Consider the following 14,034-nt stretch of genomic DNA (forward strand, 5'->3'; position numbering starts at 1 on the left):
TTTCCAGATGTGGAAATACTAAGGCGTTGGTCTTGACGCAATTGATTTGGAGCACGGATTATCCAAAATATTTTCGGCATCCATCTCAAAGACGGGATTACTTTAAGTTTTCGGAGGGGGCGCTTTCTAGTAATTAAATAGTGCTTTACCTTCCATCAAGTCGTTGACTTTTTTGCGGACTCCGGAAATTACGGCTTCATCCTTAATGTTCATCACCACGTCGTTGATCAGACCCGCGATGGTTTCCATATCTTTTTCCTTCAATCCCCTTGTGGTAATCGCTGCGGTACCCAAACGGATTCCCGAAGTGGTAAATGGTGATTTGTCGTCAAAAGGAACCATGTTTTTGTTGCAAGTGATATCGGCTTTTACCAACGCCTTCTCGGTTTCTTTTCCGTTCACATTTTTATTTCGGAGGTCCACCAACATCAAATGGTTGTCGGTTCCGCCGCTCACAATATCAAAGCCGTTGTCCATCATCGCTTTTGCCAACGCCTGTGCATTTGCGATCACCTGTTTTGCATATATTTCAAATTTGGCATCAATCGCTTCTGCAAATGCCACCGCTTTTCCGGCAATCACATGTTCAAGCGGGCCACCCTGAATTCCTGGGAAAACCGCGCCATCCAAAACCTGGCTCATCATTTTTATTTCGCCTTTCGGGGTTTTGTGTCCGTAAGGGTTTTCGAAATCCTTACCCATCATAATCATTCCACCTCTTGGTCCGCGCAGCGTTTTGTGGGTGGTAGTGGTCACCACATGGCAGTGTTCAAAAGGAGTAGAGAGCAAACCTTTCGCCATCAAACCTGCCGGATGCGCGATATCTGCCCACAAAGTAGCGCCCACTTCATCGGCAACTTCACGGAATTTCTTGAAATCCAAATCTCTGGAATAGGCTGAATATCCTGCAATCAACATTTTCGGCCTCACTTCCAAAGCTTTTTGGCGCATCGCCTCATAATCTATTGTGCCACTTTCCCTTTCAACACCGTAAAAATTCGCATGGTACTGAATTCCGGAAAAGTTCACCGCGGCACCGTGTGTCAAATGTCCTCCCATGGACAAATCCAGACCTAAAATCTTATCGCCGGGTTTCAAAACCGAAAGATAAATCGCCGCGTTTGCCTGCGATCCGGAATGTGGCTGCACATTGGCATATTCCACTCCGAAAAGTTCCTTTGCCCGGTTAATTGCCAAAGTCTCCACTTCGTCCACCACTTCGCAACCGCCATAATATCTTCTTCCCGGATATCCTTCCGCATATTTGTTCGTAAGCACGCTTCCCATCGCCTTCATCACATTTTCTGAAACAAAATTTTCGGACGCGATGAGTTCAATTCCATGGGTTTGTCTTTGTCTTTCCTGTTCGATCAAGTCGAAAATGGGTTCGTTGGTCATGATTTGATATTGATTAAAGATAGCCTCAAATTTAGTGAATTTTCACCACTAAAATCAAATTGAGAATTGGGAAGCTGGTTAAATCCATTTAAATTTAATGATAAATCCTGAGTATGTTTAGCAACGTCACTTTAAATAAAGACTTTTTCATCTCATTGAAAGTGAGTTAAGGCAAATAATGAGACTTCGTTTAGTGATGAAATATAAAGCTTTACTTTTATGTTAAAAAACTTTTCTTTATCGATACTGGATGAATTAGCGGAATTATCCTTGAATTCGAGGCGGTTTTAATGTGCTTGAACTGCCTTTTTCCCAATTTTCCACTTCAGTGAACAGACTTTAGTTTTTTCAAGTAATGAGATTACTGCAGTTTAATCAGTTTTTCCAAAAGAGGTGGAAGTCCGGTTTCAGGGTTTATCTGATCATTGTTCCAAAAACTCATTACCGCACTCACATTTTTATTTCTTACATTTTCAGCAACATAATAAACAGTCAGCGATTTCCCACCGGACATTGCGGCCAAAGCAGAAGGTACTCCTGTAAAATTATAAATCACTTTTTTTGCTTTTGTTGGGACTCCTTCGAACACTATATCTACCATTTCTTCCGAGGTCACTTTTCCGCCTTTTCGTGATTTTGTTACCTTGAGCTGATTATCAACCGCCTCTTTTGCATCTTCCAAAGTTTTGTGGACACTCCAATTCATTTCACCAAAATACGGACATTGAACGGTATTGAGAAAAGTCCAGTAACAACTGTTTCCAAGCTCTATTCTTCTCCCTGCAAAATTGATTGAACTGATTTGCATCGGGACAAAATTTTCATTAGGAATTATATTTTCAATAATTGCATTTACGAGCTTTTCTTCAGTTTCTTTATCTGTTTTTCCGTTTTTGATAAACCAAATTACCGTGATTGTCTTGTCAGGATTTTCAATAAAATAATAATTATTGATTTGGAAATTATCATCCGAAATCTTTTGCTGTTTCGTCACAACCAAATTGTTTGAACTGATTTGATCATCTTTAATTTTTGTTTCCGACTCAGAGATTTGGTGCTTTTTAAAAACTTTTTTTAAACCTTTTTCATCAAAAGTGTTTTTGAACTTTTCGCTTGTAACACTATAGCCATCAATATTATACCAGATTTTCCCATTGTTGTTTAAAGCGGAAAGTCTTTCAAAAATATTATTTTCCTGTGAAAAGCAAATCGAAAAAAACAAGATAAAAAACAAATCTAAAATTTTCATTTTATTTGTTTAAAGTAAAAGTGTATATCTGAATTTTATCTTTACTCGATTTTATCCAGTTTTCTGGCTTTTTGGGATCGTTCATTTCAACCTGGTCAACCGGAAAAATTTCAAACGAAGCAAACCAGCTTTGCGGCTTTTCGCTGTCTTTTTTGAAAATGGTCTGTCTTGCAATGGTGCTGTCATTTGGTTTTACCATAAACGTGTTTTTGTACTCCTGGCAACCAAAAGCCTGAGAGCACTTAATGACTCCGATGGTCATATTAATTGGTTTTTCAGAAGTGTTTTTCAGGATGAAAGCTGTATTTGCTTCGCCGGGCAGAGCAATACAACCGATCATAAAGACTGACACAAAAAGGGAAATAAATATTTTTTTCATATTGAAACATTTGTTTATGAAACCTTATGATTTACTTCAAATTTACAGAAAAAATTCATCTCTCCAATTATTTTTTTCCATTGACCAGGCAAAACACATTAAACTTAGCAGTAAATCATATTTTTTTAAAGAAACGCAAGGATTAAGAATATTTTTTACATCTCATAGAAAATAATTTAGCGCAAAAGAAAGCAGTCCGTTTAATGATGAAAGCCAATTTTTTTAAGCTAAAAAAAATGATTCCGGAGGAATCGTATCTGCGTAGCTGAATCAAATCCTATTTATGGGGCGTTCCGGAGGAACGCTATCTCTTTTCACCCGACTTAAAAACAGTTGAACGTTATTGTTGCAAATTTCCATTTATAAAATATTTTTAACAAAAGGAAAGTTCTTTTTAAGATAGCATTCCTACGGAATGCCAACTTTCTGCGAACTGTCTTTCTACACAGATACCGCTCCTCCGGAGCATTACGTGACGTTTTTAGGAATAAAAACCAGTCAAATAGCGGAATTATCCTTGAATTCGACGGGGTCTGAAAAACCATGAACAAATTAGGATGTTTGAGAATTGAATTATAGATTTTAACTTTGCATTAAAAATAGGAGGCATGAAAATCGGCGATACCGTTTCCGTGGTGGATGAAGATTTGAAGGGCACGATCACTTCAGTACATGGGGAAACCGTGGTTTTCAGGGATGAATACGGCTTTACGCACCATTACAAAAAAAACGAACTGGTTTTACAAAATCCAACTATTTACGAGGGTCTTAATACCATTCAAAAATCTGAATCCCACAAAGCCACCTCCAAAAAGCACCAGAAAAAACACCTGGTTCTGGATCTGCATTTTGAAAATCTGGTGGAAAATCCGCAAGATTACACTTCCACCGAAAGACTGTTCATTCAAAAAGAAAAACTGATCGAAACTTTTGAATTTTGCAGAAAACACCGATTGAAGGAATTGGAAATTGTGCATGGAATCGGCGACGGAGTTGTACAGAACATGGTTCACGATTTCCTGATTGGTCAAACAAAGATCGATTTCGAACAGGATGAATTCTTCTATCATTCCGTTGGAAATGTGATGGTCCGGTTCAGGTAATTAGGCCCAAGAAAAGTTATTGCTCAGAAGGAACTTCCAATGTTTCGGCCTCTTCATTAGGCTTAAAGAATGAAAAACTCACATTTCCGTATTTCCGGGTATCGAGCAAATTCGGGTGGGAAAGCTTGATGCGGCTTTGATGTTCGAGCGCAAAAACTCCCCCTTTTTTTAGAAATTTATTATTTAAGACCAAAGAAATCAACTCGTTATACTTTTCGACCGAAGTCTCGAAAGGCGGATCTGCAACCACCAAATCGTATTTTTTGTGGTTCCTGTTTTTCTTTAAATAATCAAAAACATCGGCACGCTGCACCGCAATCTGCACAGCCATATCCAAATCAGAAGCCGTGGAATTGATAAAGGCGGCGTGTTTTGGATTCATTTCCACGGAAGTCACATCTTTGCAACCTCTGGAAGCCAGTTCCAAAGCGATCGATCCGATTCCGCCAAACAAATCCAGCGCGGAATCAAATTCAAACTCCAAATCAAATCGGTTTTCCAGAATGCTGAAAAGGGCCTCTTTCGCAAAATCCGTTGTAGGACGGACTTCGAAATTTTTCGGTGCCGAAATCCTTTTGGACTTCCATCTTCCACTGATTATTCTGTACATTTTGGGGTTTTCTAATGGTTTATATGTTGTTTAAATTTTCCGGCATCCATCCAGATTTAATTTGCGCATCGCGAAAGAATCTAAATTTGGTCTTCAATGCAGGGAATTTTCCGAAATACGAATGAACGCATTTAGTTCAAAATAAAATTCTTCTGAGGAAGGTTGTCAAAAACAATCTTCAAACTCTTCACAAATTTTTGCAGTTCAGAAATAAAGGTTTCATTTTCGGTGGTTTCGCCATAAACAAAAAAGCTGGTTTCATCTGTTCCAAAACCTATTTTGCTCAAAGTGAACATGATGAAATATAGAAAATCGACCTCAGAATTCACATCCAGATTGTTATAAAGAATCACTTTTTTCTCCTCCAGCGCAAAAAACTCGCACTGGTTGTGATAAAGATTGATGTGGATTTCTTTTTGATTTTTCACGTTAAGGTTATTTAAAAACTGCTCGCCGGAAAAATTAAATCGGGTCGGTTTTTGGATATTTTTGATTTCTAAATAATACTTTTTTGGAAGCGTAAAATAAAACTGTACTCCAAATTTTTTGTTGACCGCAAGCATCAGTTCCTCGTGTTCACGATTGATTTCCGAATTATAAGAAATCAGATCAAAACCCAGTTCGTGGGCGGAAAAATCTGCCGGCATCAGGGTAAACTGATTCAATGCCGAAATGACCGAGATTTCATCAAACTGCTTTTGGGAAAGGATTTCGCCTAATTTTTGCTCGATGAAATTTTCGGGAGTTTCTTCCGAAACAAAAAAAGTGGACTCCTCCAAAAAGGCTTTGTTTTTGGAAATCCGGTACTGTAAACCGTCTTTGGTGAAAAGCAGGGAAAGTTTATGCATGACTGTGGTGCAAATTTAGTCAAAAATAAGAAATTTTGATTGGCGAAAATTCCGAGTGCGCAGAGAAATAGATTTTGCAAATTTATTGTTTCACGATGGCTTCACAGCGGTCAAAAGTTTGCGAAAAAATAATGACGCAAAAAACTCAGAAACCACATGACTTTCAACTATTGAGAAAGGTTCCCGGAACGGCCTGCAAATATGGCGCGATTTCAAATATATTTCGACTGATCGATCGGGATTATTTCGGATACTGGCAAAATCCCGAAATATTTTTTTTCGCATTGATTAAAGTACCTTCAACTCCAAATCAATGGACTTCCCGAAGAATTTCTTGGAAATTTTTTCAAAGTTTTTGGTGATATCCGAAAGATAAAAATGAGTAGTCGGTTTTGGATTATGATCATTCAGCAGATGGTGTTTTTCCAGAATCATCTTCAACTGGTTCGCCACAATATTTGGCGAATCAATGACCCGAACGCGGTTTCCGTAATACTGTTTGATTTCATCAATCAGCAAAGGATAATGCGTGCAGCCCAAAATCAAGGTTTCAATATTTTTCAACTTGCTATTGCTCAGATAATTATAAATAATCGCATGAGTAATCGGATGATTTTTAAATCCTTCCTCAATCGCCGGAACCAAAAGCGGCGTCGCCAATTCATCCACTTTGATGAATTTGTTGTGCTTGCGGATGGATTTTCGGTAAAGGCCTGAATTCACCGTAGCTTTCGTGGCGATCACTCCTACATTGTTGTGGATTTCATAGGAAACTTTTTCCGCCACCGGATTGATTACATCGATCACGGGAACTTTTTCTGCAACCAGATCCTGAACTTCCGCCAAAGCATTTGCTGTAGCCGTGTTACAGGCAATCACAATCGCTTTGCAATTTTTCTCTAGCAGAAAATTGGTGATTTTTGACGAGTATTCCACAATCGCTTCCTTGGACTTATCGCCATACGGAAGGTGTTTGGTGTCACCGAAATAGATCAGATCTTCATGTGGAAGCAACCTTTTAATTTCTTTAGCCACCGTCAAGCCGCCTACTCCCGAATCAAAGATTCCAATGGGTTGCTGCGCGGAAAGATGGCTGAAATCTTGTTTTTTCTTTTTCAAAGGAAAATGTTTGTGCAAAAATAGAGATTTTCTGTGAGTGAAATTGCTTCTCCGTGAAATTGGCAATCCACTTTAAGCATTCCGTTTTTAAACCAAAAACAAATCACTCGCAATTCCATCGGCCATAAACCAGTGTTTTTCGGGAATTTTCAAGTGGTCATTTTCGATGGTCAAAATGCCTTCCTCGATTTTTTGTTGCATTTCATGCTGAAGATATTCGAACGTTTTGACGGGAAACTGCTCCTTTAAAGAAACCAGATCAACTCCCCAAACCGTCCTTAAACCGATCATCAGCATTTCGTTGAACCGGTCTTTTTCGCTGAGGATTTCGGTTTCTTTGGCGAGTTTGTTTTCGCTCAAGAAATCGATGTATTTCTTGTTATTGGATATGTTCCAGCTTCTTTCATTTCGTCCGTTGTAGGAATGTGCGGAAGGTCCGATTCCCAAATATTCCTGATATTTCCAGTACGCCGAATTGTGTTTGGAATGAAATCCTGGTTTGCCGAAATTGGAAATTTCATAATGATCGAAACCGTGATCTTTCAGAAATTCCGACATGTAATAAAATTCCTTATTCTGCTCCGATTCATTGGGTGCCGCTATTTTTCGCTGCTTAATCCATTGGTTCAGCGCGGTTTTTGGCTCAATCGTCAATGCATAAGATGAAACGTGCGGAACTTCCAGGGCTATGGTTTTGTCCAGATTCTGCTTCCAAATCTCAAAATTGGAAGTCGGAGAACCGTAAATCAAATCGATGCTGATGTTTTCGAAGCCAAAATCCTGGGACCGCTTGATGGAACTTTCTGCTTCCGAGGAATTGTGGGCACGGTTCATCATCTTCAAATCTTCGTCAAAAAAACTTTGAGTCCCGATAGAAAGCCGGTTGATTTCGGTATGGGTGAGATCTTTCAGAAAATCTTTGTCTAAGTCGTCCGGATTGGCTTCTATGGTAATTTCGATGTCCTGAGCAAAACTGAAATATTTTAAAACCTCATCCATAATGGATTTCAGCTCATCGACCTTTAAAACTGTAGGAGTTCCACCCCCGAAATAGAGGGATTTCAGGTCTTTGCTTTGAAGTTCATCTTTCCGCAAAAACAGTTCCTTCTTTAATGCCGAAATCATCTGGTCCTTAAAATCCAGAGAAGTGGAGAAGTGGAAATTGCAGTAACTGCATTTTTGCTTGCAGAAAGGGATGTGGAGATAAAGCATTGATTAAGTTACTATAAACAGGTAGCCTGCCTGCAGACCGTCACGAAAGAGGCAAGCAATTTTTGATTGCTATCAACATTCATCCTCGACGCAAAATTGATTTGGAGCTTCCTGGTCTCAAAAAAAGGGTTTCAATTATTTAAAACCTGAACCCTCTCTGATTGATGAAGTTCTCGATATTGTAACCCACGCTTAACATGAAGCTGCTTCCCGCATATTGCTGAATATCTGAAAGTCCGAAATTGTAACTTGCGCCAAAGAAGAATCGGTTCACCGTTGCTTTCACTACAGGAGCGATGCCTAAACTTTGGTTCCCAAATTTGTTATTTGCTGTCCGGAAACTTGCTCCGGCAGAAAATGAACTGGATTCACCTCTTGCTGTTGCCATCAGATTCATGTCTATCATTTTCGCGGAGTTGGTGCTAAAGTTCATCAGGACTGAAGGCGTCACAAAGAAATCTTCACCCAAATGCACGTTGTATCCAGCATTAAACATCAGTTTTGTGGGTTCCGGCTCAATTCCCGCAACAATCGGGATATCATTGCTCAAAGCAATATCATTGACTGAAAATCCGGCGAAGAATTTGCGGAAGGTAATGGCCATCCCAAGATTGGCATAAACCAGGAACAAACTGCTGTTTTCCGGTGCAATGGTGGGATCTCCGGCAGTTTCCGGATTCAACATGCCCAAATCCACGTGCATATTATAAAAATTCACACTGGTTCCAAAAGAAAACTGACTTAATCTTTCACCATCATCATCCATCGGGATAAAATAAGACGCACCGGCAGAAATTCCGTTTGACGAAACCGGCCCGTTTTGGTCCCGAAAAAAATGAAGCCCTGCTCCCACCCGGTCAAAAACGTTTGCATGAATCCCGATCGACTGCACATTTGGCGACTGGTCAAATTTCGAAAACTGCTTTTGGTAATTCAAATTCACCACTACGTCATCCGTTTTCCCATAAAGTGCGGGATTGAAAAGAAAATCACCCTCCAGCAAGTACTGCTGATAATAAGGCAATGTTTCCTGGCTTTTGAAGAAGCCGAAAAAGGAAACGGCAATGATTAGTACTAATAATTTTCTCATAATTAACTTCAGGTGAATTCTTGCAAATATAAAAAACTTTTAAAAACAATCACTCCAAATATTTACGCCACTTATTAATGGCTTCTTCCATGTCTTTGGGCATCGGACTTTCGAAATACATTTCCTTTTTGGTGGTGGGATGTATGAATCCCAAAGTATGGGCATGGAGCGCATGACGGGGCAAAACCTCGAAAACATTCTTCACGAACTGTTTATATTTAGGGAGATGGACTCCTTTCAAAATTTGGTTGCCTTCATATCTTTCGTCATTGAACAGGGTATGTCCAATATGTTTGAAGTGAGCCCTGATCTGATGTGTCCTACCGGTTTCCAGCTTACATTCCACCCAGGTCATGTATTTGAATCTTTCAATAACTTTATAATGAGTGACGGCATGTTTTCCTAAACTGCCATCTTCAAAAACCGCCATTTGCATTCGGTTTTTCAAATGCCTTCCGATATTTCCGCGAATGGTTCCTTCATCAGCTGCAATATTTCCCCAGACAAAAGCCCAGTAAAGCCGCTTGGTTTTCCGGTCAAAAAACTGCTTTGCCAAAAAACTCAAGGCATATTCATTTTTGGCAATCACCAAAAGTCCGGAAGTGTCTTTATCAATCCGGTGGACCAATCCCACCCGATCCAAATCGGATTTCTGGCCGTTTTTTTCGAAGTGGAACGCAAGCGCGTTGACCAAAGTTCCGTCCCAATTTCCAAATCCGGGATGCACCACCATTCCAGCTTCCTTGTCCACCACCACCACGTCATCATCTTCATAAACGATATTTATCGGAATATCTTGCGGAATGATTACATTTTCTCTTGGAGGATGAGTGAGCAGAACCGAGATTTCATCACCTGGTTTTACACGGTAGTTTTGTTTGACTACTTTTCCGTTCACCACCACATTTCCCGCCCTGCAGGTTTGCGAGATCTTGTTCCGCGTAGAATTCTGGCGGATATTGTGCAGGTATTTATCAATACGTATGATTTCCTGGCCTTTGTCCACTTTTATGCTAAAGTGTTCATAAAGGCCATCGGATTCAGCTTCATTTGATTCCTGGCTGAGTAAATCTTCGTCTGAAAAATCTTCGTTTTCTTCCTTCATTTGATGTACAAAAAAACTCCAACTTTCCGTTGAAGTTTTATTTCTATTTAGATTGAAAATTATTCAACAATCACCTTTTTCGCTTTTGGCTTTTCTTCCGGTTTCGGAGTGGCTGGCTTTGAAGCGGTAGTGTTGGTTTTCGGTTTGGTTTCCACAGGTTTTTGCTTTGGCTCCGCTGCGGGTTTCGTGGTTTCTGATTTTGGAACTTCCGGTTTTGGCTGCTCAGGAACCGCCTGTTCTGTGTTCGGCTCCGCAACTCTTTGCTGTGGCTTCTGAAAAACAGGGGTTCTGGAACCTGAAGGCGGTATGGTGGTATCGATCTTAACTCTGTAAATGGAATTCAGCTGTGAAATTTTCGCTCCCAATTCGGCAGGAGTTTTCTTGCTTGCCCAAATATCGATCTGCATTCCCTGATCACGGACATTCATTGATGGTGGATCTTGGAAATAAACAATGTCGGATTCATCTGTGCCGCCGTCTTCATGTTCCACTAAACCAACTTCAAATAAATTCTGTGTAATAATTGCTTTCGCCTGTTGCACGGTAAGTCCAACTAAATTTGGTACCGAAATATTTCTTCTGGGTCCCGCTCCGATCACCAAATCAATTGTGGAGAATCTCGGCAGCAGCGCACCTGGTTTCAAAGTGGCCCCATTGTAAATCATCCTGATGACAGCGTCACGCTGAATATTTGGTTCGAAAATCGTGTCACCGACTTTCAGCCCGACCTGTTCCAATTGCCTAAATGCCAAACCTTTGTACCGGTCCAAAATATCCGGAACAGAAACCTGCGCATAAGTTCTTGGATTCACCTTTAAGATGATGGTTCGTCCATCTTTTACCCTGGAACCTGGGGAAGGATAAATCTGCAGAACTTGGAACGGACGGTATTTCGGGTCGTATTTAAAACTGTCAACTTCATATTCCAGTCCGGAATCGTCCAGAATTTTGATGGCTTGCTGCACGGTCTTGTTCATCACATTCGGCACCGGAATCTCCTTACCATGATTGGTGTGAATCTCCAACCATCGGAAAGTAAGCCAGACCAAACCGGTGAAAACTGCCGCAGCAACGAGTAAGTTTACCAGAACTTTCCAGTGGAAAAGCGATTTAAGCATATTGCCAAGACTTTAATTATAAGTGCAAATATATAAAATTATCTTTTCGGTAATTATGGAAATCTCGCCCATTTTTTTGAAATTCGGCACCCAGAAAAGCTTAAAAAGGTTTTGAAATTTTTATCTTTGCTTATTAAACCCAAACTATGATTTTATCAATGACCGGCTTCGGAAGAAGTGAAGGAGTTTTCGAGGGAAAAAAAATCACCATCGACCTGAAATCGCTCAACAGCAAATCTTTTGACCTGAACATTAAAATGCCATTAAGGTATAAGGACAAAGAATTCGACATCCGGAAAACACTCAATGATAAAATCCTGCGCGGAAAAGTGGACTGCTTCATCAACATGGAAACATTGACCGATTCCAACGATGTGAGCATCAATCACGATCTGGTGAAATCCTATATTGACGAACTGAAAAAAATCACTTCAGACGGGCCCGATTTCGAATACCTGAAAATGGCGATCCGTTTTCCCGACGCCATCTCCACAAGACCTGACGAACTCAATGAAAACGAATGGATTTTTCTTTCCGGTCTCTTAAATGAAGCGTTGGAAAAATTCGACCAGTTTAGAAAAACAGAAGGCGAAACGCTGCACGACGAACTGAAAAAGAACCTGAAAAGCATCGAATCGAGCCTTGCACAAGTCATTCCATTTGAAAACGAAAGAATGGACGGAGTGAAGGAACGGTACCGAAAAACTTTGAATGAATTCGACAATATCGACGAGACCCGATTCTATCAGGAAATGGCGTACTTCACAGAAAAATTAGACATTTCGGAAGAAAAAGTCCGACTAGCCCAACATTTAAAATATTATCTGGAAGTGATGAAGGATGAAGATTTTAACGGGAAAAAATTGGGATTCATTTCACAGGAAATTGGACGCGAAATCAACACTTTAGGATCAAAAGCAAACCACGCAGAAATCCAGAAACTGGTGGTTAAAATGAAAGATGATCTGGAAAAAATCAAAGAGCAAACCTTAAATGTACTATAATTTAGTTTCAAGTTTCATCTTCCGCCTTTGGAAAGCATAAACCTGAAACCTGAAACCTGAAACCAATGAATAAAGTCATCATATTTTCCGCACCATCCGGAAGTGGAAAAACAACTCTGGTAAAGCATTGCCTGGAACATTTTCCGGAATTGGAGTTTTCCATTTCCTGCACGACTAGAAAACCGCGCGGAACAGAAAAAGACGGCGTGGATTACTATTTCATCACTCCCGAAGAATTTCGGCAAAAAATTTGGAAAGCAGCATTTGTGGAATTTGAGGAAGTGTATGAAGACAAATATTACGGAACTCTGGAATCCGAAGTGAATCGAATCTGGAACGAAGGCAAAACCGTGATTTTCGATGTGGATGTGAAAGGCGGAATCTCACTGAAAAAATATTTCGGCGACAAGGCGCTTTCGATTTTCATCATGCCGCCGTCCATCCGGGAATTGGAACGAAGGTTGATTGCAAGAGGAACCGACGATGAGGAAACCATCCAGACCAGAGTGGAAAAAGCGGAGCAGGAATTGACCTTTCAAAATGAATTTGACAAAATCGTGGTCAACGAAAATTTAGACGACGCTAAATCGGAAATCTCCAATTTGGTGCGTGAATTTATTAATTCTTAACTTTATGGTCGAATTGGAGAACCGGTTCCGAATTCGGAACATGAAGCCGGAAACCAGCTCCAATACTGAAATCTACCTGTCGGCAGACAGGCTTTAAACCAAAACAAATGAGCACAGCAACTTTAGATAAAGCCATTTCAAACCTCCCGGTAAAAGGTTTTTTAAAAATTGGCGACCTTGTGATTCCGCAAGGTGAAGAATTGATCCAGGCCATCAAGGACCTGAAAAAGGAAAAAAACGCCATCATTCTCGCACACTATTATCAACCGCCAGGAATTCAGGATATCGCAGATTATCTCGGGGATTCCCTGCAATTGGCGAGAGCTGCGAGAGACACCGATGCGGATATGATCGCGTTTTGCGGCGTCCATTTCATGGCGGAAGCCGCAAAAATTTTGAACCCAACCAAAAAAGTCGTCCTTCCAGATACGCAGGCAGGTTGCTCGCTCGCCGATGGCTGCAGCGGAGAAGGTTTAAGGGAAATGCGCAAGAAATATCCGAATGCCTTGATCGCGACCTATATCAACTGTAACGCGGAGACCAAAGCCGAATCCGACATCATCGTGACCAGTTCCAATGCGGAGACCATCATCAAATCACTGCCGGAAGACCGGCCCATTATTTTTGCACCGGATAAAAACCTCGGAAGATTTTTGATGAAAAAAACCGGCCGCGACATGATTCTTTGGGATGGAAGCTGCATTGTGCATGAAGCGTTTTCGATGGAGAGAATCGCGAAACAGCTGGCTGAAAATCCTGACGCGAAACTCATCGCACACCCTGAAAGTGAAACTCCGGTTTTGGATTTGGCGGATTTCGTGGGCTCGACTTCTGCGCTTTTGAACTTTGTAGAAAAAGACGATTCGCAGAAATTCATCGTGGCAACGGAGGAAGGGATTTTGCACGAAATGAAGAAACGTGCACCACACAAAACCCTACTTCCTGCATTGGTTTTCGATGAAAGCTGCAACTGTTCGGAATGTTTCTACATGAAACGAAACACGTTGGAAAAACTTTATCTGTGCATGAAATATGAACTTCCGGAAATCACGATTGATGAAGAACTGCGTTTGAAAGCCCTGGTTCCCATCGAGAAAATGATGGAATTGTCTAAAACGATCAAGTAATCCGCTTGGCGATCCAACTAACTTAGCAGATTTCGCAATTCAA

At 40.6% G+C, this 14,034-nt stretch carries 14 protein-coding genes; 4 read left to right on the forward strand and 10 right to left on the reverse strand.

Going from position 1 to position 14,034, the window contains the following annotated elements; all coding sequences use genetic code 11:
• Positions 1–126: 126 nt before the first annotated feature.
• The 3 genes from glyA to ACM44_RS10595 all read right to left on the reverse strand — a co-directional run bounded on the left by glyA (position 127) and on the right by ACM44_RS10595 (position 3,026).
• Complete coding sequence (gene glyA / locus ACM44_RS10585; RefSeq protein ID WP_048500017.1) at positions 127–1,398, reverse strand: serine hydroxymethyltransferase; 1,272 nt, start codon at positions 1,396–1,398, stop codon at positions 127–129.
• 361 nt (positions 1,399–1,759) lie between these two features.
• Positions 1,760–2,647, reverse strand: coding sequence for a hypothetical protein (locus tag ACM44_RS10590; protein ID WP_048500018.1), 888 nt, complete (start codon positions 2,645–2,647; stop codon positions 1,760–1,762).
• Between the two features lies 1 nt (position 2,648).
• Positions 2,649–3,026 carry a hypothetical protein gene (locus tag ACM44_RS10595; RefSeq protein ID WP_152669341.1) on the reverse strand — a complete coding sequence of 126 codons (378 nt, stop codon included), beginning with the start codon at positions 3,024–3,026 and terminating at the stop codon, positions 2,649–2,651.
• A gap of 608 nt (positions 3,027–3,634) precedes the next feature.
• Between ACM44_RS10595 and ACM44_RS10600 the strand changes: the two genes are divergently transcribed.
• Positions 3,635–4,129: a Smr/MutS family protein gene (locus tag ACM44_RS10600; RefSeq protein ID WP_048500020.1), complete on the forward strand. Its 495-nt coding sequence runs from the start codon at positions 3,635–3,637 to the stop codon at positions 4,127–4,129.
• Between the two features lie 16 nt (positions 4,130–4,145).
• Here the strand turns inward: ACM44_RS10600 and ACM44_RS10605 are convergent, their stop codons facing one another.
• From ACM44_RS10605 to ACM44_RS10635, 7 genes are all read right to left on the reverse strand, one after another.
• Complete coding sequence (locus ACM44_RS10605; protein ID WP_048500021.1) at positions 4,146–4,739, reverse strand: RsmD family RNA methyltransferase; 594 nt, start codon at positions 4,737–4,739, stop codon at positions 4,146–4,148.
• A 131-nt stretch (positions 4,740–4,870) separates the two neighbouring features.
• Positions 4,871–5,587, reverse strand: coding sequence for a DUF3822 family protein (locus ACM44_RS10610; RefSeq protein WP_048500022.1), 717 nt, complete (start codon positions 5,585–5,587; stop codon positions 4,871–4,873).
• A 288-nt stretch (positions 5,588–5,875) separates the two neighbouring features.
• Positions 5,876–6,706 (reverse strand): glutamate racemase, encoded by an 831-nt coding sequence (gene murI, locus ACM44_RS10615; protein ID WP_048500023.1) that lies wholly within the window; start codon positions 6,704–6,706, stop codon positions 5,876–5,878.
• Positions 6,707–6,793: 87 nt separating this feature from the next.
• Positions 6,794–7,918 carry a radical SAM family heme chaperone HemW gene (hemW, locus tag ACM44_RS10620; protein ID WP_083993713.1) on the reverse strand — a complete coding sequence of 375 codons (1,125 nt, stop codon included), beginning with the start codon at positions 7,916–7,918 and terminating at the stop codon, positions 6,794–6,796.
• 139 nt (positions 7,919–8,057) lie between these two features.
• Positions 8,058–9,008: a PorP/SprF family type IX secretion system membrane protein gene (locus tag ACM44_RS10625; RefSeq protein ID WP_048500024.1), complete on the reverse strand. Its 951-nt coding sequence runs from the start codon at positions 9,006–9,008 to the stop codon at positions 8,058–8,060.
• 49 nt (positions 9,009–9,057) lie between these two features.
• The gene (locus ACM44_RS10630) at positions 9,058–10,113 is read right to left on the reverse strand and encodes an RluA family pseudouridine synthase (protein WP_048500025.1); all 1,056 of its coding nucleotides are present in this window, start codon (positions 10,111–10,113) and stop codon (positions 9,058–9,060) included.
• A gap of 59 nt (positions 10,114–10,172) precedes the next feature.
• Positions 10,173–11,231, reverse strand: a complete 1,059-nt coding sequence (locus ACM44_RS10635) for a PASTA domain-containing protein (protein ID WP_048500026.1) — start codon at positions 11,229–11,231, stop codon at positions 10,173–10,175.
• Between the two features lie 146 nt (positions 11,232–11,377).
• Here ACM44_RS10635 and ACM44_RS10640 point away from each other — a divergent pair, with 146 nt between their 5' ends.
• The 3 genes from ACM44_RS10640 to nadA all read left to right on the forward strand — a co-directional run bounded on the left by ACM44_RS10640 (position 11,378) and on the right by nadA (position 13,991).
• A complete protein-coding gene (locus ACM44_RS10640) occupies positions 11,378–12,235 on the forward strand; it encodes a YicC/YloC family endoribonuclease (RefSeq protein WP_048500027.1) in 858 nt (285 codons plus the stop codon).
• Between the two features lie 65 nt (positions 12,236–12,300).
• Entirely contained in the window at positions 12,301–12,864 is a 564-nt protein-coding gene (gene gmk, locus ACM44_RS10645; RefSeq protein ID WP_048500028.1) for a guanylate kinase, read from the forward strand.
• Positions 12,865–12,971: 107 nt separating this feature from the next.
• Complete coding sequence (nadA, locus tag ACM44_RS10650; RefSeq protein WP_048500029.1) at positions 12,972–13,991, forward strand: quinolinate synthase NadA; 1,020 nt, start codon at positions 12,972–12,974, stop codon at positions 13,989–13,991.
• Positions 13,992–14,034 lie beyond the last annotated feature (43 nt).

The sequence above is a fragment of the Chryseobacterium koreense CCUG 49689 genome, assembly GCF_001045435.1.
In the GTDB taxonomy this organism is placed as follows: Bacteria; Bacteroidota; Bacteroidia; order Flavobacteriales; family Weeksellaceae; genus Kaistella; species Kaistella koreensis.